This window comes from Marinobacter iranensis, from assembly GCF_029207565.1.
Lineage (GTDB): Bacteria > Pseudomonadota > Gammaproteobacteria > Pseudomonadales > Oleiphilaceae > Marinobacter > Marinobacter iranensis.
Map to the genome: position 1 here is coordinate 1 of NZ_JANCMW010000360.1, position 245 is coordinate 245.

Sequence of the window (245 nt, forward strand, 5' to 3'; positions counted from 1 at the left end):
TATGGCGCGTCCGACCGCCCGCTGGTGGTGATCGACGCCGGCCATGGCGGGCACGATCCCGGCGCGATCGGCGCGAGCGGCCTGCGCGAGAAGGACCTCACGCTCAAGGCCGCGCTGGCGATCAGGGACGCGCTCATCGCCTCGGGCCGGGTGCGCGTGGCGCTCACCCGCGAGGACGATCGCTTCCTGGTGCTCCAGGAGCGCTATGGCCTGGCGCGCAAGCTGGGCGCGGACCTGTTCATCTC

At 72.7% G+C, this 245-nt stretch carries 1 protein-coding gene; it reads left to right on the forward strand.

Annotated features, from left to right (window positions below; translation table 11 throughout):
* Positions 1–245, forward strand: a 245-nt coding sequence (locus tag NLU14_RS22705) for an N-acetylmuramoyl-L-alanine amidase family protein (protein WP_275710865.1), incomplete at both ends; no start/stop codon positions are given.